Annotated in this window: 25 protein-coding genes; 16 read left to right on the forward strand and 9 right to left on the reverse strand. The window is 55.4% G+C overall.

The genetic code is table 11. The features are described 5' to 3' along the window. Positions 1–8 precede the first annotated feature (8 nt). From hisJ to hisP, 4 genes are all read left to right on the forward strand, one after another. Complete coding sequence (gene hisJ / locus O1722_RS07115) at positions 9–791, forward strand: histidine ABC transporter substrate-binding protein HisJ (RefSeq protein ID WP_033487388.1); 783 nt, start codon at positions 9–11, stop codon at positions 789–791. A gap of 88 nt (positions 792–879) precedes the next feature. Then, positions 880–1,566 (forward strand): histidine ABC transporter permease HisQ, encoded by a 687-nt coding sequence (locus O1722_RS07120; RefSeq protein WP_015572256.1) that lies wholly within the window; start codon positions 880–882, stop codon positions 1,564–1,566. Continuing rightward, positions 1,563–2,276, forward strand: a complete 714-nt coding sequence (locus O1722_RS07125) for an ABC transporter permease (protein ID WP_003861424.1) — start codon at positions 1,563–1,565, stop codon at positions 2,274–2,276. The genes O1722_RS07120 and O1722_RS07125 overlap by 4 nt, the downstream gene beginning before the upstream one ends. A 9-nt stretch (positions 2,277–2,285) precedes the next feature. Next, positions 2,286–3,059: a histidine ABC transporter ATP-binding protein HisP gene (gene hisP, locus O1722_RS07130; protein ID WP_003861426.1), complete on the forward strand. Its 774-nt coding sequence runs from the start codon at positions 2,286–2,288 to the stop codon at positions 3,057–3,059. Between the two features lie 140 nt (positions 3,060–3,199). Here the strand turns inward: hisP and O1722_RS07135 are convergent, their stop codons facing one another. The 4 genes from O1722_RS07135 to yfcG all read right to left on the reverse strand — a co-directional run bounded on the left by O1722_RS07135 (position 3,200) and on the right by yfcG (position 5,725). Further along, positions 3,200–3,700 carry a GNAT family N-acetyltransferase gene (locus O1722_RS07135; protein WP_033487387.1) on the reverse strand — a complete coding sequence of 167 codons (501 nt, stop codon included), beginning with the start codon at positions 3,698–3,700 and terminating at the stop codon, positions 3,200–3,202. 44 nt (positions 3,701–3,744) lie between these two features. Further along, positions 3,745–4,638 carry a TIGR01777 family oxidoreductase gene (locus O1722_RS07140; protein ID WP_017692995.1) on the reverse strand — a complete coding sequence of 298 codons (894 nt, stop codon included), beginning with the start codon at positions 4,636–4,638 and terminating at the stop codon, positions 3,745–3,747. A 13-nt stretch (positions 4,639–4,651) separates the two neighbouring features. Beyond that, complete coding sequence (gene folX / locus O1722_RS07145) at positions 4,652–5,020, reverse strand: dihydroneopterin triphosphate 2'-epimerase (RefSeq protein ID WP_003861432.1); 369 nt, start codon at positions 5,018–5,020, stop codon at positions 4,652–4,654. Between the two features lie 75 nt (positions 5,021–5,095). Then, positions 5,096–5,725: a GSH-dependent disulfide bond oxidoreductase gene (yfcG, locus tag O1722_RS07150; RefSeq protein WP_003861434.1), complete on the reverse strand. Its 630-nt coding sequence runs from the start codon at positions 5,723–5,725 to the stop codon at positions 5,096–5,098. 140 nt (positions 5,726–5,865) lie between these two features. Here yfcG and yfcF point away from each other — a divergent pair, with 140 nt between their 5' ends. From yfcF to yfcD, 3 genes are read left to right on the forward strand one after another with little or no spacing between them, the layout of a single operon-like run. After that, the gene (gene yfcF / locus O1722_RS07155; RefSeq protein ID WP_017692996.1) at positions 5,866–6,510 is read left to right on the forward strand and encodes a glutathione transferase; all 645 of its coding nucleotides are present in this window, start codon (positions 5,866–5,868) and stop codon (positions 6,508–6,510) included. Positions 6,511–6,566: 56 nt separating this feature from the next. Next, positions 6,567–7,118 (forward strand): phosphodiesterase, encoded by a 552-nt coding sequence (gene yfcE / locus O1722_RS07160; protein WP_033487385.1) that lies wholly within the window; start codon positions 6,567–6,569, stop codon positions 7,116–7,118. 55 nt (positions 7,119–7,173) lie between these two features. Next, positions 7,174–7,740 carry an NUDIX hydrolase YfcD gene (yfcD, locus tag O1722_RS07165; protein WP_033487383.1) on the forward strand — a complete coding sequence of 189 codons (567 nt, stop codon included), beginning with the start codon at positions 7,174–7,176 and terminating at the stop codon, positions 7,738–7,740. A 3-nt stretch (positions 7,741–7,743) separates the two neighbouring features. On the opposite strand, the gene O1722_RS07170 is transcribed toward yfcD, so the two are convergent. Continuing rightward, positions 7,744–8,763, reverse strand: coding sequence for a LacI family DNA-binding transcriptional regulator (locus O1722_RS07170; protein WP_017692998.1), 1,020 nt, complete (start codon positions 8,761–8,763; stop codon positions 7,744–7,746). A 236-nt stretch (positions 8,764–8,999) separates the two neighbouring features. Here O1722_RS07170 and O1722_RS07175 point away from each other — a divergent pair, with 236 nt between their 5' ends. The 5 genes from O1722_RS07175 (at position 9,000) to O1722_RS07195 (ending at position 12,981) form a co-directional block, all read left to right on the forward strand. Then, entirely contained in the window at positions 9,000–9,443 is a 444-nt protein-coding gene (locus O1722_RS07175) for a PTS sugar transporter subunit IIA (RefSeq protein WP_017383438.1), read from the forward strand. Between the two features lie 79 nt (positions 9,444–9,522). Continuing rightward, positions 9,523–9,795 (forward strand): PTS sugar transporter subunit IIB, encoded by a 273-nt coding sequence (locus O1722_RS07180; RefSeq protein ID WP_003861447.1) that lies wholly within the window; start codon positions 9,523–9,525, stop codon positions 9,793–9,795. 21 nt (positions 9,796–9,816) lie between these two features. Beyond that, complete coding sequence (locus O1722_RS07185; protein WP_017383437.1) at positions 9,817–11,208, forward strand: PTS ascorbate transporter subunit IIC; 1,392 nt, start codon at positions 9,817–9,819, stop codon at positions 11,206–11,208. After that, positions 11,205–12,035, forward strand: a complete 831-nt coding sequence (locus O1722_RS07190; protein WP_015572264.1) for a transketolase — start codon at positions 11,205–11,207, stop codon at positions 12,033–12,035. The genes O1722_RS07185 and O1722_RS07190 overlap by 4 nt, the downstream gene beginning before the upstream one ends. Continuing rightward, the gene (locus O1722_RS07195; RefSeq protein WP_015572265.1) at positions 12,028–12,981 is read left to right on the forward strand and encodes a transketolase family protein; all 954 of its coding nucleotides are present in this window, start codon (positions 12,028–12,030) and stop codon (positions 12,979–12,981) included. Before O1722_RS07190 ends, O1722_RS07195 begins: the two co-directional genes overlap by 8 nt. A gap of 108 nt (positions 12,982–13,089) precedes the next feature. Here the strand turns inward: O1722_RS07195 and pta are convergent, their stop codons facing one another. Further along, positions 13,090–15,231: a phosphate acetyltransferase gene (gene pta / locus O1722_RS07200; protein ID WP_017383435.1), complete on the reverse strand. Its 2,142-nt coding sequence runs from the start codon at positions 15,229–15,231 to the stop codon at positions 13,090–13,092. A 75-nt stretch (positions 15,232–15,306) separates the two neighbouring features. Next, the gene (ackA, locus tag O1722_RS07205; RefSeq protein WP_015572267.1) at positions 15,307–16,509 is read right to left on the reverse strand and encodes an acetate kinase; all 1,203 of its coding nucleotides are present in this window, start codon (positions 16,507–16,509) and stop codon (positions 15,307–15,309) included. Between the two features lie 337 nt (positions 16,510–16,846). On the opposite strand from ackA, the gene yfbV reads away from it, so the two are divergent. From yfbV to O1722_RS07225, 4 genes are all read left to right on the forward strand, one after another. Further along, the gene (gene yfbV / locus O1722_RS07210) at positions 16,847–17,302 is read left to right on the forward strand and encodes a terminus macrodomain insulation protein YfbV (RefSeq protein ID WP_017383434.1); all 456 of its coding nucleotides are present in this window, start codon (positions 16,847–16,849) and stop codon (positions 17,300–17,302) included. A 92-nt stretch (positions 17,303–17,394) separates the two neighbouring features. Beyond that, complete coding sequence (locus O1722_RS07215) at positions 17,395–17,889, forward strand: YfbU family protein (RefSeq protein WP_003861461.1); 495 nt, start codon at positions 17,395–17,397, stop codon at positions 17,887–17,889. An 11-nt stretch (positions 17,890–17,900) separates the two neighbouring features. Further along, on the forward strand, positions 17,901–18,560 hold the full coding sequence (locus O1722_RS07220; RefSeq protein WP_003861463.1) for a sugar phosphatase: 660 nt from the start codon (positions 17,901–17,903) through the stop codon (positions 18,558–18,560). 75 nt (positions 18,561–18,635) lie between these two features. Next, positions 18,636–20,468, forward strand: a complete 1,833-nt coding sequence (locus tag O1722_RS07225; RefSeq protein WP_033487382.1) for an SLC13 family permease — start codon at positions 18,636–18,638, stop codon at positions 20,466–20,468. Between the two features lie 80 nt (positions 20,469–20,548). On the opposite strand, the gene yfbR is transcribed toward O1722_RS07225, so the two are convergent. Both yfbR and alaA read right to left on the reverse strand, forming a co-directional pair. Beyond that, positions 20,549–21,148 (reverse strand): 5'-deoxynucleotidase, encoded by a 600-nt coding sequence (gene yfbR, locus O1722_RS07230; protein ID WP_033487380.1) that lies wholly within the window; start codon positions 21,146–21,148, stop codon positions 20,549–20,551. A 117-nt stretch (positions 21,149–21,265) separates the two neighbouring features. After that, positions 21,266–22,480: an alanine transaminase AlaA gene (gene alaA / locus O1722_RS07235; RefSeq protein ID WP_003861471.1), complete on the reverse strand. Its 1,215-nt coding sequence runs from the start codon at positions 22,478–22,480 to the stop codon at positions 21,266–21,268. Between the last annotated feature and the right edge of the window lie 413 nt (positions 22,481–22,893).

Consider the following 22,893-nt stretch of genomic DNA (forward strand, 5'->3'; position numbering starts at 1 on the left):
GGACAGATATGAAAAAACTGGTGTTGTCACTTTCTCTGGTACTGGCTTTTTCCAGCGCCACCGCGGCATTCGCAGCAATTCCGCAGAAAATTCGTATTGGAACTGACCCAACCTATGCACCTTTCGAATCGAAGAATGCGAAGGGGGAACTGGTCGGTTTTGACATCGATCTGGCTAACGAGCTGTGCAAACGCATTAAAGCGCAATGTACCTACGTTGAAAACCCGCTGGATGCGCTGATCCCGTCCCTGAAAGCGAAGAAAATTGACGTGATCATGTCCTCCCTGTCCATCACAGAAAAACGTCAGCAGGAGATTGCCTTCACGGACAAACTCTATGCGGCGGACTCACGTCTTGTGGTGGCGAAATCCTCTGACATTCAGCCAACCCTTGAATCTCTGAAAGGCAAACGCGTGGGCGTGTTGCAGGGTACGACGCAGGAAACCTACGGCAACGAGCACTGGGCGCCAAAGGGGATTGAAATTGTCTCTTACCAGGGCCAGGAAAACATCTACGCAGACCTGACGGCAGGCCGCATTGATGCAGCATTCCAGGACGAAGTGGCGGCAAGCGAAGGCTTCCTGAAACAGCCTGTGGGTAAAGATTACAAGTTCGGCGGTCCGTCCATTAAGGACGAAAAACTCTTTGGCGTCGGTACCGGTATGGGCCTGCGTAAAGAAGACAACGAACTGCGTGAAGCCCTGAACAAAGCGTTCGCCGATATGCGCGCGGACGGCACCTATGACAAGCTGGCTAAAAAGTACTTCGATTTTAACGTTTACGGCGGCTAATCGCCCCGTCTGATAACGTGCGGCCCCTCCCGTTGCGGGAGGGGAAAAGACACGGTTCCACCACTCACGAGACGACAGGGCACGCGGTATGCTGTACGGATTTTCTGGCGTTATTTTACAGGGCGCGCTTGTCACCCTTGAGCTGGCTATCAGCTCCGTGGTGCTGGCGGTGCTGATAGGCCTGGCGGGCGCGGGGGCAAAATTATCCGCCAACAGACCGCTGGCGCTGATATTTGAAGGCTATACCACGCTGATTCGCGGCGTGCCTGACCTGGTGCTGATGCTGCTGATCTTTTACGGCCTGCAAATCGCACTTAACGGCGTGACGGATGCCATCGGCATGGAGCAGATCGATATCGACCCGATGGTGGCCGGTATTATTACCCTTGGTTTTATCTACGGTGCCTATTTCACTGAGACTTTCCGCGGCGCTTACATGGCCGTGCCGAAAGGGCATATTGAAGCGGCAACCGCCTACGGTTTTACCTCCTCACAAACGTTTCGCCGGATCATGTTCCCGGCCATGATGCGCTACGCGCTACCGGGCATCGGTAACAACTGGCAGGTTATTCTCAAGGCAACGGCGCTGGTCTCCCTGCTGGGTCTGGAAGATGTGGTGAAGGCCACGCAACTGGCAGGTAAAAGCACCTGGGAACCGTTCTATTTTGCGGTGGTTTGCGGCGTGATCTATCTGGTCTTTACGACCGTCTCCAATGGTGTGCTGCTTCTGCTCGAACGTCGCTACTCCGTGGGTGTGAAGAGGGCTGACCTGTGATTGAGATTATTCAGGAGTACTGGAAATCCCTGCTGTGGACGGATGGCTACCGCTTTACTGGCGTGGCCATCACGCTGTGGCTGCTGATCTCCTCGGTGGTAATGGGCGGCATTCTGGCGGTGTTTCTTGCCATTGGCCGCGTGTCGAACAATAAATTTATCCAGTTCCCTATCTGGCTATTCACCTACGTGTTTCGCGGTACTCCGCTGTACGTGCAACTGCTGGTGTTCTATTCCGGGATGTACACGCTGGAGATCGTGAAAGGCACCGAGATGCTGAACGCGTTCTTCCGCAGCGGTCTGAACTGTACGGTGCTGGCGCTGACCCTCAATACCTGCGCCTATACCACCGAGATCTTCGCCGGGGCCATCCGTTCTGTGCCGCACGGTGAGATCGAGGCGGCGCGCGCGTACGGCTTCTCGTCCGTGAAGCTCTACCGCTGTATTATTCTGCCTTCGGCGCTGCGTATTGCGCTGCCGGCCTACAGCAACGAAGTGATTTTAATGCTGCATTCGACGGCACTGGCGTTTACCGCCACGGTACCTGATCTGTTAAAGATTGCCCGCGATATTAACTCTGCCACCTACCAGCCGTTTACGGCGTTTGGCATTGCGGCAGTGCTCTATTTGATCATTTCTTACGTCCTGATCAGCCTGTTCCGTAAGGCTGAAAAACGCTGGTTGCAGCATATAAAACCGTCGACGCACTGAGAATTTATGATGGCTGAGAACAAATTAAACGTAATTGATTTGCACAAGCGCTACGGCGAACATGAAGTGCTGAAAGGGGTGTCGCTGGAGGCTAACGCGGGCGACGTGATCAGTATTATCGGCTCATCAGGTTCGGGTAAAAGTACCTTCCTGCGCTGCATCAACTTCCTCGAAAAGCCGAGCGAAGGATCGATTGTGGTGAGCGGACAGAACATCAACATGGTCCGTGATAAAGACGGCCAGCTTAAAGTGGCGGATAAAAACCAGCTGCGCCTGCTGCGCACACGCCTGACGATGGTGTTCCAGCACTTCAACCTCTGGAGCCACATGACGGTGCTGGAGAACGTGATGGAAGCGCCGGTTCAGGTGCTCGGCTTAAGCAAGCAGGAAGCCCGCGAGCGTGCGGTCAAATACCTGGCGAAAGTGGGTATCGACGAGCGGCAGCAGATCAAATATCCGGTGCACCTGTCAGGGGGGCAGCAGCAGCGTGTTTCTATCGCCCGTGCGCTGGCGATGGAGCCGGAAGTGTTGCTGTTTGACGAACCGACTTCCGCGCTGGATCCTGAACTCGTTGGCGAAGTGCTGCGCATCATGCAAAAGCTGGCGGAAGAGGGCAAAACGATGGTGGTGGTGACGCACGAGATGGGCTTCGCACGTAACGTTTCTAACCACGTTATCTTCCTGCATCAGGGGAAAATTGAAGAGCAGGGGCACCCCGATGAGGTGCTGGCGAACCCGCAAAGCCCGCGGTTGCAGCAGTTCCTGAAAGGCTCGTTGAAGTAGGTTTGGCCTTTCTCCCTCTCCCTGTGGGAGAGGGCCGGGGTGAGGGCATCAGGCCGCAGAGCCGCCCAATTGCCCGGTGGCGCTTCGCTTACCGGGCCTACAAAACCCGTAGGCCGGGCAAACGCAGTGCCGCCCGGCATTCAACACTCCAGCCGATACACCCAGTCGTCATACCGTACGCCGTTAATCTCGTACGCCTTCTCCAGCACCTGCGTGCGCACAAAACCCGCTTTCTCAAGGACCCGCACCGACCCAACGTTATCTGCCAGCACGTACGCGTTTATCGCCTTCACGCCCGTCTGGTTAAATGCATACTCGCACACCGCGTGCAGCGCCTCGCTGGCAATGCCTTTTCCCTGCGCGGCAGGCACAACCGTGTAGCCAATATCCGCCTCTTCACGGTTCACCGCACTGATTTGCAGGCCGATATCCCCGAGCGGCGTAACGTCGTTATGCAGACGGATCACAAAGACATGCTCCGCCATCAGGCGCGCGGCAAATACGCGGCGCGTCTCTTTTTCCGGCGTGATAGCGGCCATATAGCGCATGATGGCGGGGTCTTCACGCAGAGAGCGGAAGAACGCCCAGTCAGAAGGTTCGAAAGGGGTGAGGTGAAGCCGGGTTGTGGTAATGGTTGCCATAGTTACGCCATCTCATCCAGACATGGCGTATAACTCTAACATATTCACTGAACCACATCCCCCAGCGCCTCTTCCAGGTCATACCAGCGGAACGTGAACCCGGCCGCTTCCAGCCGTTTTGGCAGCGCGCGTTGCCCGCCCAGCACCAGCACCGAAGACTCACCCATCAACAGACGAATCGCCGTTGCAGGCACGCGCAGCACCGCCGGGCGATGCAGGGCATGCCCCAGGGCGTGAGCAAATTGTTCATTACGTACGGGGTAAGGGGATACCATGTTAAATGGCCCGCGCAGATCGTTATCTAGCAGCCAGAGAATGCCGTTGACCATATCCTCGATATGGATCCACGCCAGATACTGACGACCATTGCCGATGGGCCCGCCAAGCCCCATTTTAAACGGCGGCAGCATTTTACCGAGAATACCGCCCTTCGGCGCAAGTACCACGCCGGTGCGCAGCAGGCAGACGCGGGTACGATCGCTTTGCGCCGCGCAGGCGATGCGCTCCCACTGGGCGCAGAGTTTATGGGTAAACTCGTTGTGCGGCGGCTCCTCTTCGGTCACCACCACTTCACCGAGATCGCCATAGTAGCCTGTAGCAGAGCCGGAAATCAGCACCGAAGGCGGCGTCTCACTGTTGCGAATCAGCTCAACCAGCCTTTCGGTCATGTTCCAGCGGCTGCTGCATAAACGCTGTTTTTGCTCTTCGGTCCAGCGTTTATCGGCGATAGGTTCGCCAGCAAGGTTGATGACGGCGTCAAAGCCGTTCAGATCCTGCCTTTCCGCCAGGCCTTTCCAGATCTCAACGCCGGCGCCCAGCACCTGGCGCGCTTTCTCCGGGCTGCGCGTGACCACGGTAATGTCGTGATGCAACGCCTGCAAACGTGGAATGAGATGGCGACCAATCAGGCCCGTACCGCCGGTGAGCAGGATCTTCATACAACCTCCAGGTTTACGCCTGGCGCTGCCAGCTTAACGTCATGGAGACGGAGTCGGCGTAGCGCAGGGCGTGAAGTTTATCGATCTCCACTTCAGCATAAGTGACCCAGTGGTGTTCGCGTGCGATGTCGAGCACATCCTGAGTTAATTTTTCCAGTAGCGCAAAACGGTTGTTCTCAACGTACTGGATGATGCTTTTGGTGATCGTGCGATAGTTCAGCGCGTCATTGATGTCCTCGCTGGCACGCGCCTTGTCTGCCGGGTAGTGGATCACTACATTCACCACGATATCCTGGCGATTCGCGATCTCCTCCTCTTTGATACCAATGAACGTGCGTAAGCGTAAGTTTTTTATACGAATAATAGCGTCATGCTGGGACATTGCAGGTCTTCTCCGTGTCAGTATTTTCACCTCATCATACATGAGGAAAACACCTGCACCCAACGGGGCGCAGGCTCAAATCTGATGGATTTTTTGCATGGCGCGTTCGGTGGCCGGGCGCGTCCGGATGCGCTCAAACCAGTTGTTCACTGCCGGATAAGTGGCCAGATCGATCCGGTGGCGTTCATGGGTGTTAATCCACGGCCAGCAGGCGATATCTGCAATGCTGTAATGCTCACCTCCCAGCCACGGTGATTTTTCCAGCCGACGGTTCAGGACCCCGTACAGGCGCTGGGTTTCGACCTGATATCGCTCAATGGCGTAAGGGATCGTCTGCGGCGCATAGGCGGTAAAGTGGTGATTCTGCCCCAGCATTGGCCCCAGGCCGCTCGACTGCCAGAATAACCATTGCAGCGTGTGATGACGCTCGCGCAACTCACCGCTCAGGAGCTTGCCGGTTTTCTCTGCCAGATAGAGCAAAATCTCTCCAGACTCAAACAGGCTTAACGGTTTGCCGCCGTCAGAAGGCAGGTTATCAATGATGGCCGGAATTTTATTGTTGGGCGATATGGCCAGAAAAACGGGGCGGAACTGGTCGCCTTTACTGATATCCACGCGAATGATCCGGTAGTCCACTTCGGCTTCTTCGAGAAAGAGGGTGATCTTATGGCCATTAGGGGTGGGGGCATAATAGAGATCTATCATTCTCAACTCCTGTCAGTGCGAATAGTGTTGCCATAAAAAATCAGTATAGGTGCTTGTTGTAAATCGTGAGTTTTCATCAAGTGACAGCGAGGCAAAGAGATTATATGTTGAGTGAAAACCGATCAGCCGATGAGGATGTTATGAGCCAGCCTGTAATAACGTTGTGGTCCGATGCGAACTTTTTTTCTCCTTATGTCATGAGCGTTTATGTGGCGCTGGCAGAAAAGGGGCTTACTTTTAGTCTGAAAACCGTCGACCTGGACAGCGGCGAACATCTGAAGCCCCAGTGGCAGGGCTACGCGCTCACTCGCCGAGTCCCTGTGCTGGAGATCGACGGTTTTGAGTTGAGTGAATCCTCGGCGATTGACGAATATCTTGAGGACCGCTTTGCCCCGCCAGAGTGGGAACGCATCTATCCTCACGATCTGCAAAAGCGCGCCCGCGCCCGCCAGATCCAGGCATGGCTGCGTAGCGACCTGGTGCCGATTCGCACAGAACGCTCTACGGATGTGGTGTTCGCTGGCGTCAAAAAGCCCGCCCTCAGCGAGGAAGGCTTATCCAGCGCCCGGAAGCTGATCGAAACTGCGTCATCGCTACTGGCGCAGGGTAACCCCAACCTGTTTGGCGAGTGGTGTATTGCCGACACCGATCTGGCGCTGATGCTCAATCGCTTGATCCTCAATGGCGATGACGTCCCACAGCTGCTGGTGGATTACGCCACATTCCAGTGGCAACGCGCGTCGGTACAGCGCTATCTGGCACTCTCTGCTAAGCGCGCGGGCTGATAAGACGGGGCGCTTGAGGTATGATAGGGGCAGTCTGAATTCCTGAGGAGTAACTGATGAAACTGATGTTTGCGTCGGATATTCATGGATCGCTGCCCTCGACCGAACGCGTGCTTTCTCTGTTCGCCCAAAGCGGAGCGCAATGGCTGGTGATCCTGGGCGACGTGTTAAACCACGGCCCACGCAATGCGTTGCCGGAAGGCTACGCTCCCGCGCAGGTGGCGGAAAAACTTAATCATTTTGCCTCGCGCATTATCGCCGTTCGCGGCAACTGTGACAGCGAAGTTGACCAGATGCTGCTGAATTTTCCCATCACCGCTCCCTGGCAACAGGTGTTGATGGAAAACAGCCGTTTGTTCCTGACCCACGGGCACCTGTTCGGCCCGGATAACCTGCCGTCACTCGCCGCTGGCGATGTCCTGGTTTATGGTCATACTCATATTCCGGTGGCGGAAAAACGCGGGGCGTTTTATCACTTTAATCCCGGGTCTGTCAGCATTCCTAAAGGCGGCAATCCGGGAAGCTACGGCATGTATGAAGACGGGACATTAAGCGTTATCGCACTTAATGATCAGCAAGTTATTGCGCAGATAGCGATTAATCCGTAAGTTACACCACAACTGCAAACGCGCCGAAAGAGCGCTTAGACGAGAAGGTTTCCCGATGGTGGAGCAGAATCATTTGGCAAGTACTGAGTGGGTTGACATTGTCAGCGAAGAGAATGAAGTGATCGCGCAGGCCAGCCGCGAACAAATGCGTGCGGAGCGTCTGCGTCACCGCGCGACGTACATCGTTGTTCATGACGGCATGGGCAAGATTCTGGTCCAGCGTCGCACCGACACCAAAGATTTTCTTCCTGGTATGCTGGATGCCACAGCGGGTGGCGTTGTGCAGGCCGATGAAGTATTGCTGGATTCCGCGCGTCGTGAAGCGGAAGAAGAGTTAGGTATCGCTGGCGTGCCGTTTGCCGAGCACGGGCAATTTTATTTCGAAGATGAACATTGTCGCGTCTGGGGCGGGCTGTTCAGCTGCGTTTCCCACGGACCTTTCGCCTTGCAGGAAGAGGAAGTGAGCGAAGTGTGCTGGATGACGCCGGAAGAGATCACTGCGCGTTGCGACGAGTTCACGGCAGATTCTCTTAAAGCACTGGCGCTGTGGATGACCCGCAACGCCAAAAACGAATCCGCTAAACCGGAAAATAAGGCGGAAAAAGAGGAAGAGGCTGAGTAAGCCTTAACAGCTTTCCCGCATACACAGGCTGGACGCGATGGGTTTATGATCGCGCCAGTCTCCGTCATTCAGACGTTCCAGTAACGCTTTCCCGGCTTCAATCCCAATCTTGCGATGCGGTACTGCCATCGTTGTCAGCGGCGGCTGGCAGACGCGGCTGACGTCGCTGTCGCCAAAGCCCACGACCGCTAAATCGTCCGGCACTTTGATGCGCCGACGCTGGCACTCATACAGCGCGCCGCAGGCCAGTTCATCTGATACGCACACCAGCGCATCCAGTTCCGGCCACGCCAGCAGGAACTCTGGCAGTTGTGCCGCACCGGTGGAGAAGTTCGGCGGCATGGCGGCATTAATCACTCTGTTCGGCGACAGGTGGTGGCGCAACATCGCCTTGTACCAGCCCTGCAAATGCTGCTGAAAAATCCACTGCTCCTGGTTAGCGCACAGCAGGCCGATATTCTGGTAGCCACGCTGAATCACCATCTCGGTAAGTTCATACATGGCGGCGACGTTATCAATCCCGATATTCATATCAATCGGATCGGCACGCATTGCACCCATTTCCATCACCGGGATAGAGGCGTTTTTCAGCCAGTGGCGTACGGTATCGGAGTGCTCGACGCTGAGCAGTATCGCCGCGGCGATATTCGAGGCCAGCAGCGTTTCGAGCAGTTTCTCTTCCTGTTCAAGACGATGCTGAGATTCCGCCAGCATGATCTGGTATCCGGCTGGCTGGAGCACCTGCTGTAGCCCGGCGAACATCTCGGAACAGCCAGCTTCGGAAAGATTGGGAACTACCATCGCGATCGTCCATGACGACGCCGATGCCAGTGCGCTGGCGGCAAGATTGGGCATATAACCCAGCTCCTGCACCGCGGCTTCAATTTTTTCACGCAGTTTATCGGAAACCTGTTCGGGCGTGCGGAGGGCACGGGAAACAGTCATCGTGCCTACGCCGGCAAGCTGTGCGACATCCGCGAGCGTTACTTTTCCGGTACTGCGCCGTTTTCGGGTTAAAGACATACATCTTCCTGCTGACAGGACGCGATTCAGTTTCATCCTTCATTTTACGTGACAGGCAGTATACGCCTTAAATCCCTTTTTTTGCTGTGATTTCGCACCATGATAGCAATTTGATAGCGCTATCACAGTTCTGCATGTTAGTCGTTGGTAGCGCTATCTTTGTGATCGCGATCGCAGTCATTGATTGATGGGTTGAATAGAGTTTGCCCATGTCTGGTCTTTAACGGGAGTGAAAAATGCTCAAAAAGTGGATATATGATACAACCATCATCCTACAGGATAGCGTTGAAAGCTGGCCCCAGGCGCTGGAACTGTGCGCGAAACCGCTGCTGGATTTGCAGGTCATTGCGCCGGAATATGTCACGGCTATCATCGAGCAGCACCAGACGTTAGGTCCCTACTATGTGCTGGCTCCAGGGCTGGCAATGCCACATGCGCGACCGGAAGAAGGGGCGAAAGGACTTGGCCTGTCATTATTAAAACTAAAACAGGGCGTCTCTTTTGGTGCCGGTGAGTTTGATCCCGTCGATGTGATTGTGATGCTGGCGGCACCGGACAAGCATAGCCATATCGAAATGATCTCAGCCTTAGCGGAATTATTTTCCAGCGACGAAGATATGGCTGAATTACATCGGGCGAATACGCTGGAGGAGATAAAAACCGTTATCGATCGCTTCTGATTTAATTATTTAATCCGATTCATCTCAACATTACGCGTCAGCGTGATGGGGCGTACTCTACTCAATAAAGGGGATAACAATGAAAATCATGGCTATTTGCGGCTCCGGCCTGGGCAGCAGTTTTATGGTCGAAATGAATATTAAAAAGGTGCTCAAAAAACTGGAAATTGAGGCCGAGGTTGAACACTCCGATCTCTCCTCGGCCACGCCGGGCGCGGCGGACCTGTTTGTAATGGCGAAAGACATTGCCGCCAGCGCCAGCGTGCCGGAAAGCCAGCTGGTGGTAATCAACAATATCATCGATATCAACGAACTCGAAGCGCAGCTGCGCGCCTGGTTCGAAAGACAATAATCCTGATAAGGCGAGGTGGATATGTTTATCCTTGAAACGCTGAATTTCGTTGTTGATATTTTAAAAGTCCCTTCAGTGCTGGTCGGGTTAATTGCTCTGATTGGTCTTGTGGCGCAGAAAAAAGCCTTTTCGGATGTGGTAAAAGGCACAATTAAAACCATTCTCGGCTTTATTGTACTGGGCGGCGGCGCAACTGTGCTGGTGGGCTCTTTAAATCCGCTCGGCGGTATGTTTGAGCACGCCTTTAATATTCAGGGCATTATTCCCAACAATGAAGCTATTGTATCGATTGCCCTGGAGAAATATGGCGCTTCCACCGCGCTCATTATGGCCTTCGGGATGGTGGCGAATATTATTGTCGCGCGCTTTACCCGCCTGAAATACATCTTCCTCACCGGGCATCACACCTTCTACATGGCATGCATGATCGGCGTGATCCTGACGGTTGCAGGCTTCGAGGGGGTCGGGCTGGTCTTTACCGGTTCGTTGATCCTCGGCCTGATTATGGCCTTCTTCCCGGCGATTGCGCAGCGCTATATGAAGCGTATTACCGGCAACGATGAGATCGCCTTCGGTCATTTCGGTACGCTGGGCTACGTGCTGTCCGGCTGGATTGGCAGCAAGGTCGGGAAAGGCTCGCGCTCCACCGAAGAGATGAACCTGCCGAAGAACCTTAGCTTCCTGCGTGACAGTTCAATCTCCATCTCCCTGACCATGATGATTATCTACCTGATCATGGCGGTGAGCGCCGGACGTGAGTACGTGGAGGCCACCTTCAGCGGCGGCCAAAACTACCTGGTATACGCCATCATTATGGCCATCACCTTCGCGGCAGGCGTGTTCATCATCTTGCAGGGCGTGCGCCTGATTCTGGCGGAAATCGTCCCGGCCTTTACCGGCTTCTCGGAAAAACTGGTGCCCAATGCGCGGCCTGCGCTGGACTGCCCGGTAGTCTACCCGTATGCGCCAAACGCGGTGCTGATTGGTTTCCTGTTTAGCTTCCTCGGCGGGATTGTTGGGTTGTTCATCTGCGGTCAGTTTAGCTGGGTGCTGATCCTCCCGGGCGTCGTTCCGCACTTCTTCACCGGCGCAACGGCGGGCGTGTTCGGTAACGCCACCGGTGGACGCCGCGGGGCAATGATTGGCGCCTTTGCTAACGGCCTGCTGATCACCTTCCTCCCGGTCCTGCTGCTGCCTGTTCTGGGCGCAATTGGCTTTGCGAATACGACCTTCTCGGACGCTGATTTTGGTGCGGTCGGGATTGTGCTGGGCAACCTGGCACGCTTCCTGTCGCCGCTTGCCATCACCGGACTGGTTGTTGTGTTGTTCGCGCTGCTGGTGGCCTACAACGTCTTCGCTAAAAACAAACCTGCCAGCGGTAACGCGCAGGAAAACCCCGGAGCCAAATCATGAATGAGAATGAAATAACCGACCTGGCGCGTCAGATCCGCCTTGAGACGCTGAAATCCCTTACGCAGCTGGGTTTTGGGCACTACGGCGGCAGCATGTCAGTCGTTGAAACGCTGGCCGTTCTGTACGGCGCGGTGATGAAGATCGACCCGGCCGATCCGGACTGGCCAGAGCGCGATTACTTTGTGCTGTCGAAAGGCCATGCGGGGCCGGCGCTGTACAGCACGCTGGCGATTAAGGGCTACTTCCCGATTGAAGAGTTGAGCACGCTGAACCAGAACGGGACGCGTCTGCCAAGTCACCCGGATCGCCTGAAAACACGCGGCGTGGATGCCACCACCGGTTCACTGGGGCAGGGGATCTCCATCGCTGGCGGCATGGCGCTGTCGCACAAGCTGGCAGGAAGGCCAAACCGGGTGTTTTGCATCGTTGGCGACGGAGAACTGAATGAAGGGCAGTGCTGGGAAGCCTTCCAGTTTATCGCTCACCATCGACTGAACAACCTGACGGTATTCGTGGACTGGAACAAACAGCAGCTCGACGGCGAGCTGGACGAAATCATCAGCGCCTTCGACCTGGAAGGCAAATTCCGCGCCTTTGGTTTTGACGTGGTGACGGTGAAAGGGGATGACATTCCGGCGCTGCTGGAGGTGACCGCGCCGATCCCTGAGGCTGATGCGCGTCCGCGGGTGGTGATCCTCGACAGCATTAAAGGGCAGGGGGTGCCATACCTTGAACAGCTCAGCAACTCGCATCACCTGCGATTAACCGAGGAGAGCAAAGCGGCGCTTAACGAGACGATTCGCCAACTGGAGGCTTCACATGATTAAGGTTGCACCGACAGGACAGAAAGATGCCGTTGAGATGCGTAAGGTCTACGCGGGTTTTGTGGCAAAACAGATTGAGGCCGGGAGCGAGATCATTGCGCTCGAAGCGGATCTGATGAGTTCGATGGCGATGGACGGCGTAGCGCGTGATTACCCACAGCACGTCATCAACTGCGGCATTATGGAGGCCAACGTGATTGGGACGGCCGCCGGGCTGTCGCTCACCGGACGTAAGCCGTTCGTTCATACCTTTACCGCTTTTGCCAGCCGTCGCTGCTTTGACCAGCTGTTTATGTCCCTGGACTACCAGCGCAATAACGTGAAGGTGATTGCCTCGGATGCGGGCGTGACGGCCTGTCACAACGGCGGGACGCATATGTCGTTTGAGGATATGGGCATCGTGCGCGGTCTGGCGCATTCAGTGGTGCTGGAGGTGACCGATGCGGTGATGTTCGAAGATGTGCTGCGTCAGCTCATTGACCTGGAAGGCTTTTACTGGGTAAGGACCATCCGTAAACAGGCGCCGAGCGTGTATGCCCCGGGGTCAACCTTCACCATCGGCAAGGGCAACGTGCTGCGCGAGGGAACCGATATTACCCTGATTGCTAACGGCATTATGGTGGCGGAAGCGCTGGAGGCGGCGCGCCAGCTGGAGCAGGAGGGGGTAAGCGCAGCGGTCATCGACATGTTTACCCTGAAGCCCATCGATCGGATGCTGGTGAAAAACTATGCCGAGAAAACCGGGCGTATTGTGACCTGCGAAAATCACAGCATTCACAACGGGCTGGGGTCGGCGGTGGCGGAAGTGCTGGTGGAAACCTGTCCGGTGCCTATGCGGCGGGTGGGGGTGAAGGAACGGTATGGTCAGGTGGGTACGCAGGACTTCTTGCAGAAGGAGTATGGCCTGACGGCACATGACATTGTGTCGGCGGCGCGGGAGCTGCTGTAATAAAAAAGGCGACCATTTGTGGTCGCCTCTCTTGCCGGATGGCGCTTCGCTTATCCGGCCTATAAAACCGTAGGCCCGGTAAGCGCTAGCGCCACCGGGCTTTTTAGCTTACTGCTGCTGCGAAGACTGGATCGCGGTCAGCGCGATGGTGTAGACGATATCGTCAACCAGCGCACCACGGGACAGGTCGTTCACAGGTTTGCGCATGCCTTGCAGCATTGGCCCGATGGAGATCAGGTCTGCTGAACGCTGTACCGCTTTATAGGTGGTGTTACCGGTGTTCAGATCCGGGAAGATGAACACGGTAGCGCGACCTGCAACCGGCGAGTTCGGCGCTTTGGATTTCGCCACGTCAGCCATTACCGCGGCATCGTACTGGAGCGGGCCGTCGATCATCAGATCCGGACGTTTTTCCTGTGCAATGCGGGTCGCTTCACGGACTTTCTCTACGTCACTACCTGCACCAGAGGTGCCAGTGGAGTAGGAGAGCATCGCGACGCGTGGTTCGATACCGAAGGCAATCGCGGAGTCCGCAGACTGGATAGCGATTTCTGCCAGCTGCTCTGCGGTTGGGTCCGGGTTGATCGCGCAGTCGCCGTAAACGTAAACCTGTTCAGGCAGCAGCATGAAGAACACGGAGGAGACCAGAGAGCTGCCCGGTGCAGTTTTGATCAGCTGCAACGGTGGACGGATGGTATTTGCGGTGGTGTGAACCGCACCGGAAACCAGACCGTCAACTTCGTCCTGCTCCAGCATCAGCGTACCCAGCACCACGTTGTCTTCCAGCTGCTCGCGCGCAACGGCTTCGGTCATGCCTTTGTTCTTACGCAGCTCAACCAGACGGGCAACGTAGCTTTCGCGGACCACGTCAGGATCAACGATTTCGATGCCCGCGCCGAGCTCAACGCCCTGAGACGCCGCAACGCGGTTGATCTCATCCGGGTTACCCAGCAGCACACAGGTCGCGATACCGCGCTCTGCACAGATGGCTGCCGCTTTAACGGTACGTGGTTCGTCGCCTTCTGGCAGAACCACGCGTTTGCCCGCTTTACGCGCCAGCTCGGTCAGCTGGTAACGGAAGGCTGGAGGAGACAGACGACGGCTGCGCTCGGAGGTCGCGGTCAGGGATTCGATCCAGTCTGCGTTGATGTAGCCCGCAACGTATTCCTGAACTTTCTCGATACGCTCGTGGTCATCAACCGGCACTTCGAGGTTGAAGCTTTGCAGGCTCAGGGAGGTCTGCCAGGTGTTAGTGTTCACCATGAAGACTGGCAGGCCAGTGGCGAACGCACGTTCGCACAGCTTGCTTACGCGTGGGTCCATCTCGTAGGCACCGGTCAGCAGGATCGCGCCGATCTCCACGCCGTTCATCGCGGCCAGACAGGCTGCAACCAGCACGTCCGGACGGTCTGCGGAGGTTACCAGCAGGGAACCTGCACGGAAGTGCTCCAGCATGTGTGGAATGCTACGTGCGCAGAAAGTTACGGACTTCACGCGGCGGGTGTTGATATCGCCTTCGTTGATCACGGTGGCGTTCAGGTGACGCGCCATATCGATTGCACGGGTGGCAATCAGATCGAAGCTCCATGGCACCGCGCCCAGAACAGGCAGCGGGCTGGAATCCTGCAACTTAGCCGGGTCAACTTTGATGACTTTCGCTTTGGAAGAGTCGTCAAAAATTTCGGACAGGTCAGGACGCGTACGGCCCTGCTCATCTACTGGCGCGTTCAGCTTGTTAACAATCACGCCGGTGATGCTGGTGTTTTTCGCACCGCCGAAGCTGCTGCGCGTCAGTTCGATACGCTCTTTCAGCTGCTCTGGGGTATCCGTGCCCTGAGACATCACGAAAACGATCTCTGCGTTCAGGGTTTTCGCGATTTCAAAGTTCAGAGACTGGGCAAACTGGTGTTTACGGGTCGGGACCAGGCCTTCAACCAGCACCACTTCCGCGTCCTGCGCGTTTGCGTGGTAGTTGGCAATGATCTCTTCCATCAGCACGTCTTTCTGGTTGCTGGAGAGCAGAGATTCAACGTGGCTCATCTTCAGCGGTTCAGCCGCTGGCAGATTGGAGTTCTTGCGAACGATGGTGGTGGTCTGGTCTGGCGCATCGCCACCGGCACGTGGCTGGGCGATAGGCTTAAAGACGCTCAGACGAACGCCTTTGCGTTCCATAGCGCGGATTACGCCGAGGCTGACGCTGGTCAGGCCGACGCTGGTTCCGGTAGGGATCAGCATAATAGTACGGGACACGGTTTATCCTCTTTCGTTACCGCCGCGTTGGGCGGGTTACAAAACAGCACCGCCAGCATTGCTGGCGGTGTGGAATCAGGCAGTCAGGCGGTGCGCGTCTTGCGCGATGACCAGCTCTTCGTTAGTTGGGATAACGATAGCAGGGCGGGTGCCTTCTTTGTTGATGAAGCCAGACTTGCCGAAGCGGGCAGCCAGGTTACGCTCATGATCAACTTCGAAGCCCAGAACGCCCAGTTTGCCCAGGGACAGTTCACGTACCATTGCCGCGTTCTCACCGATACCGCCGGTGAAGATAACAGCATCCAGACGGCCTTCCATCAGCGCGGTGTAAGAACCGATGTACTTCGCCAGACGGTGGCAATAAACGTCCATTGCACGTTTAGCGTCAGCTTTTTCTGCGTAATTGTCTTCAACGTAACGGCAGTCGCTGGTGACCTCGGTCAGGCCCAGCAGGCCAGACTCTTTGGTCAGCATTTTGTTGATGTCGTCAACGCTCATGCCCAGGGTGTCGTGCAGGTGGAAGATGATCGCCGGGTCGATATCACCGGAACGGGTACCCATCACCAGACCTTCCAGCGGGGTCAGACCCATAGAGGTGTCAACACACTTACCGTTGCGGATAGCGGAAACAGAACCACCGTTGCCCAGGTGGCAGGTGATGATGTTGACTTCTTCAACCGGCTTGTTCAGCACTTTTGCGGCTTCCTGAGTCACATAGAAGTGGCTGGTGCCGTGTGCGCCGTAACGACGAACGCCGTGCTCTTTGTACAGGCTGTATGGCAGGGCATAGAGGTAAGACTCTTCCGGCATGGTCTGATGGAACGCGGTATCAAACACGGCCACGTTTTTGTCTTTCAGACTCGGGAAGGATTTCAGTGCTTCAGCGATACCGATCAGGTGAGCCGGGTTATGCAGCGGTGCGAAAGACGCAGAGTCTTTGATACCCTGGATCACGGAGTCGTCGATTACCACGGAACTGGTGTATTTTTCGCCGCCGTGGACGATACGGTGACCAATTGCGGTCAGCTGAGCAGACAGTTCTGGTTTTTGTGCCAGAATAGTGTTAACGATAAAGTTCAGCGCTTCACTGTGAGCGGCGCCTGCACCTAAAGCCGCTTCTTGTTTGCTGCCGTCCATCTTCCACTTGATACGTGCTTCAGGCAGATGGAAACATTCGGCCAAACCAGAGAGGTACTCGTCACCGTTGAGCGCATCGATGATGGCGAATTTCAGTGAGGAGCTACCGCAGTTCAGAACCAGTACTAACTTACTCGACATGGAAGTACCTATTATTGATACGTGGCTAAAAAAACGTCAGTGAGTCTAAAAGCGTAACGCATGCTGACCCAGACATTTATGATTAACATCATGCCAAACAAACATTCTGGCAGGATGGAAGAAATACCTATGATTTTAAGCCATTTTGAACATTTTTCAGGCAATGGCATAATATGCGATAATTTGACGAGTTAACGCTTATCGTCTACGGCCCTATCAGGCTGGCACAGGATACCCGATACGGGGTAGCGATGACAAAATATTTTGAACGTTGTCATAGCCTGTTGTGGTTTTGCACGAAAATTTTAATTTTTATATGTGAAGTTGAGGTACAGCCATGTCGACACCCGAAATCCCGTCCGTGAACTTTTTTAGTCTGTTTCGTCGGGGACAGCATTACGCAAAGACATGGCCGATGGAAAAGCGCCTCGCGCCCATGTTTATTGAAAATCGCACTATTCGCGCCACGCGCTATGCGATTCGCTTTATGCCCCCGATTGCCGTTTTTACCCTGTGCTGGCAGATAGCGTTAGGTGGACAGCTTGGCCCTGCCGTCGCGACGGCGCTTTTTGCTTTAAGCCTGCCGATGCAGGGGCTATGGTGGTTAGGCAAACGTTCCGTCACGCCACTTCCGCCTTCTGTTTTACACTGGTTTTATGAAGTGCGTGGAAAACTGGAGGAGGCGGGCCAGGCGCTGGCACCGGTTGAAGGCAAGCCAGACTATCAGGCGCTGGCGGATACCCTCAAGCGTGCGTTTAAACAGCTTGATAAAACATTCCTCGATGACTTGTGATTGATCATCGAAACGACGACCAAAAGAAGGCACAGTAACAATCAGTTACCGTGTCTTTTTTTTACAGTGCAATGCGCTACAGGAGTCGAAAGATGGAAATGACCCATGCTCAACGTCTGATTTTGTCTAACCAGTACAAGATGATGACTATGCTTGATCCCGATAACGCTGCGCGCTACAGCCGCCTGCAAACCATTGTCGAACGTGGTTTTGGCTTGCAGATGCGCGAACTGGATCGCGAATTCGGCGAACTGAAAGAGGAAACCTGCCGTATCGTTATCGACATCATGGAGATGTACCATGCGCTGCATGTGTCCTGGACCAATCTGAAGGACCAGCAGACCATTGACGAGCGCCGCGTGACGTTCCTGGGCTTTGATGCTGCGACGGAAGCGCGCTATCTGAGCTATGTACGCTTTATGGTGAATACCGAAGGGCGTTACACCCATTTTGATGCGGGTACGCACGGCTTCAACGCCCAGACCCCGATGTGGGATAAGTATCAACGTATGCTGAGCGCGTGGCACGCCTGTCCGCGTCAGTACCATTTAAGCAGCAACGAAATTCAACAAATCATTAATGCCTGACGGAGGTGTGTGTGCAGTGTAAAGGTTTTCTGTTTGATCTGGACGGTACGCTGGTGGATTCGCTACCGGTGGTGGAGCGCTCGTGGTGCCACTGGGCCGACCGGCACGGCATCGACCATCAGGACGTACTGAATTTCATCCATGGCAAACAGGCCATTACCTCATTGCGGCACTTCCTTGCGGGACGTTCTGAGGAAGAGATTCAGGCGGAGTTCCGCTATCTTGAGCAGATTGAAGCTACCGATACCGAAGGCATCACCGCGCTGCCCGGTGCGCGTGAACTGCTTGAGCACCTGAATGAAGCGCAGATCCCGTGGGCTATCGTCACCTCCGGCTCGGTTCCCGTCGCGCATGCCCGTCATAAGGCGGCAGGTTTACCGACGCCGGACGTCTTCATTACCGCTGAGCGCGTGAAGCGCGGCAAGCCTGAACCGGATGCGTTTCTGCTCGGCGCAGAACTGCTTGGCCTTGCGCCAGCGGAGTGCGTGGTGGTGGAAGACGCGGCGGCAGGCGTGCTGGCCGGGCTGAACGCCGGAAGCCACGTCATTGCCGTTAACGTCCCGGCGGGTTCCCCCCGGCTGGAAGAGGCGGATTTCGTGCTTAACACCCTGACCGCCATCGACGTCTCGAAGGCGTCAGACGGAGTTGTAACCGTCTCGCTAAAAATGTAATCCCATGATATAGCCCCGCATTACCGGGGCTTTTTTATGGCAGAATTGCTTCTCCTCCACTGACAAGGACATGTTGTGAACGGTGAACTGATTTGGGTCCTGAGCCTGCTGTTAATCGCCATCATTCTTTTTGCCACGGGCAAGGTGCGCATGGATGCCGTCGCCCTGTTTGTGATTGTCGCATTCGTTCTGAGCGGTACCCTTTCCCTGCCGGAAGCCTTTTCCGGGTTTAGCGATCCCAACGTTATTTTAATTGCCGCCCTGTTTATTATTGGCGACGGGCTGGTACGCACCGGCGTGGCGACGATGATGGGGTCGTGGTTGGTTAAGGTGGCGGGCAGCAGCGAAACCAAAATGCTGATTTACCTGATGCTGACGGTCGCCGGGCTGGGCGCGTTTATGAGCTCTACGGGCGTCGTGGCCATCTTTATTCCGGTCGTGCTGAGCGTCTGCATGAGGATGCAGATCTCCCCGTCGCGGCTGATGATGCCGTTGAGCTTCGCCGGGCTCATCAGCGGCATGATGACGCTGGTCGCAACGCCGCCGAACCTCGTCGTGAACAGCGAACTGATCCGTGAGGGGCTTGAGGGGTTTAGCTTTTTCAGCGTTACGCCGATCGGGCTGGTGGTACTGGTTATGGGCATTATCTATATGCTATTGACCCGTTTTGCGCTGAAAGGGGAGAAGCAGGATAAAGCCAAAGAGGGCTGGAAGCGGCGCTCTTTCCGCGATCTGATTAAAGAGTATCGTCTGACCGGGCGTGCCCGACGTCTGGCTATCCGCCCGGGATCGCCTATGGTGGGGCAGCGGCTGGATGACCTTAAGCTACGCGAACGCTATGGCGCGAACGTCATCGGGGTTGAGCGCTGGCGTCGTTTTCGTCGGGTGATCGTTAACGTGAACGGGGTGTCAGAGTTTCGCGCGCGTGACGTCCTGCTGATTGATATGTCCACCGCAGACGTGGATCTGCGGGAGTTTTGTAGCGAGCAGCTGCTGGAGCCGATGGTCCTGCGCGGCGAGTATTTCTCTGACCAGGCGCTGGATGTGGGAATGGCCGAGGTGTCGCTGATCCCGGAATCGGAGTTATTGGGCAAAACCGTGCGTGAAATCGGCTTTCGTACCCGCTATGGCCTCAACGTGGTGGGCCTGAAGCGCGATGGCGTAGCCCTTGAAGGGGCGGTGGTGGATGAGCCGATCCTGCTGGGGGATATCTTCCTCGTGGTCGGCAACTGGAAACTGATTAGCCAGCTCGGGCAGAAAGGCCGCGATTTTGTGGTGCTGAATATGCCGATTGAAGAGAACGATGCATCACCGGCGCACAGCCAGGCGCCCCATGCGATTTTTTGCCTGGTATTGATGGTCGCGCTGATGCTGACGGACGAGATCCCTAACCCGGTGGCGGCGATAATCGCCTGTCTGTTAATGGGCAAATTCCGCTGTATTGACGCCGAAAGCGCTTACAAAGCGATTCACTGGCCGAGCATCATTCTCATCGTCGGGATGATGCCCTTCGCCCTGGCGCTACAGAAAACCGGCGGGGTGGATTTGATCGTGAAAGGCTTATTGGACGCGGGCGGGGGATATGGTCCGTACCTGATGATGGTTTGCCTGTTCGTCATGTGCGCCACCATTGGTTTGTTCATCTCCAATACCGCAACGGCGGTGCTGATGGCGCCCATTGCGCTGGCGATGGCAAAATCGATGGGCGTTTCGCCGTATCCGTTTGCGATGATGGTTGCGATGGCGGCGTCCGCGGCATTTATGACGCCGGTCTCTTCCCCGGTCAATACGCTGGTGCTGGGGCCCGGGAATTATAGGTTCAGTGATTTCGTGAAGCTGGGTGTGCCGTTCACCGTGCTGGTGATGTTGGTGTGCGTGGTATTGATACCGGTCCTGTTTCCGTTCTGAGCATTTTGCCGGGTGGCGGCTACGCCTTACCCGGCCTACAACCCCGTAGGCCCTGCAAGCGCAGCGCCGCTGGGCGAAAATCAGAGTGGCGAATCCTGGCTAATCTCATCCAGCGACAAATGGAAGCTCGGCACAAACACGCGCATAAAGTAGTCCATCTCTTCGCTACGGCGGGAGTCAAGCGTCTTCTCCAGGCGTGATTTCGCCAGCAGGAACTCGTTATTCCCGGCGGACAGCTCTTCCAGACACTTCAGGTAGGCGCACAGCGCGTCAGCCTGCTTAACCAGGGATTTCTCCTCTTCCGTATACTGATGCTCATCGATCAGCGGCCCGAAGATATCGCGCAGCTCTTCAGGCACCATGTCGATCAGCTTCTGCTGGGCAATCTTCTCAATGGCCTTATATTCCTGGGCAATCTGCGAGTTGAAATATTTCACCGGCGTAGGCAGATCCCCGGTCAGCACTTCCGATGCATCGTGATACATCGCCAGCAGGGCGATACGTTCGGCATTCACCTGCCCGTTGAATTTGCGGTTTTTAATCGCGGCCAGCGCGTGCGCGACCATGGCAACCTGCAAACTGTGCTCAGACACATTTTCAGTACGCACATTGCGCATCAGCGGCCAGCGGTTGATGAGTTTCAGGCGGGAGAGGTGGGCAAAGAAATGACTCTGACTCATAGGTTACCTTATGTCTTCACTGCGACAGACTTCATTGTGCGGGGAGGGGAGGGAAGATGCAAATTTGCGGATGTTGCAGGCCGGGTAAGCACAGCGCTACCCGGCGAAAAGTCAGCGTTACTGATGGTACCCGGAGAGGAAGCGCCCGAAGCGGCTGATGGCCATCTCGAGATCGTCTTCGCGCGGCAGGGTGACGATACGCACGTGATCCGGCCACGGCCAGTTAAACGCCGTCCCCTGAACCAGCAGCACTTTTTCCTGCAACAGGAAGTCGAGCACCATTTTCTGGTCGTCGTGAATATTGAAGCGCTTCGCGTCGATTTTCGGGAACATGTACAGCGCGCCGTTAGGCTTCACGCAGGAGACGCCCGGAATATCATTAATCAATTCCCATGCGCGGTTGCGCTGTTCATACAGGCGGCCGCCTGGAACGATAAACTCGCTGATGCTCTGATAGCCGCCGAGTGCTGTCTGGATCGCATGTTGCGCCGGTACGTTGGCGCACAGACGCATGGATGCCAGCATCTCCAGCCCTTCAATGTAGCCTTTCGCATGTTTTTTCGGACCGTTCAGTACCATCCAGCCCTGACGGAAACCGGCAACGCGGTAAGTTTTAGACAGTCCGTTAAAGGTGACCGTCAGCAGATCGGGCGCCAGCGCGGCGATAGAGTGGTGCTGCGCCGCGTCGTACAGGATCTTGTCGTAAATCTCGTCGGCAAAGATGATCAGGTTGTGCTGGCGGGCGATCTCGACGATCTCCATCAGCAGCTCTTTTGAATAGACCGCACCCGTCGGGTTATTCGGGTTAATGATCACGATACCCCGGGTGCGCGGGGTAATTTTGGCGCGAATATCATCCAGATCCGGGAACCAGTCAGAGGATTCGTCGCACAGGTAGTGCACCGCTTTACCGCTGGACAGGGACACCGCAGCCGTCCACAGCGGATAATCCGGGGCAGGAACCAGCATTTCATCGCCGCTGTTCAGGAGCGCCTGCATCGCCTGAACGATCAGCTCCGAGACACCGTTGCCAATGTAGATATCTTCAACGGTGACGTCGCGCATACCGCGAGCCTGATAGTGCTGCATGATGGCTTTACGCGCGGAATAAAGCCCTTTTGAATCGCAGTAGCCTTGTGCAGTGGGCAGGTTACGGATCACATCCACCAGGATCTCATCCGGCGCTTCAAAACCAAATGGCGCGGGGTTGCCGATGTTGAGTTTCAGAACCTTATTGCCTTCCTCTTCAAGGCGTTTTGCCTCTTTGAGTACCGGGCCACGGATGTCGTAACAGACGTTGTCGAGCTTGCTGGATTTTTCGATAGGGGACATGAACCTTTAACCTTTTCGCTATTATTGCAACTTCCTGCCGTGGAAGTGAGCACGGAACAATGTACTCCCACCGCGCTTCGTTTTGAAGGGCGCACAGAAGAAGATTTCGTCCAACCGGGCAATGCCGCGGTGATCGCTTACTCTAACGACGGAGTGATTTTGTGCCTGAATTTATCGTGATAAAGAGGGGTGCTGGGTGGTTTATGCTAAAAATTTCATATAAGGATGAATATTATTCTGGAATAAATAAAAAGACGATTCGGGCTGATGCATTAGTCCCCCTGAGTGACCATTCGTAAAACCTGAATGCTGAGATACCGATTGCCATATTAGCAAAGCCAGGTTAAAAGTTACTCATGTGAAATTAATGTTAAGGGTTATTAATGAATGGCCTGAATCTAAATTAAACTTTA

The sequence above is a fragment of the Enterobacter cloacae complex sp. HYC003_NIDB genome (assembly GCF_056673375.1).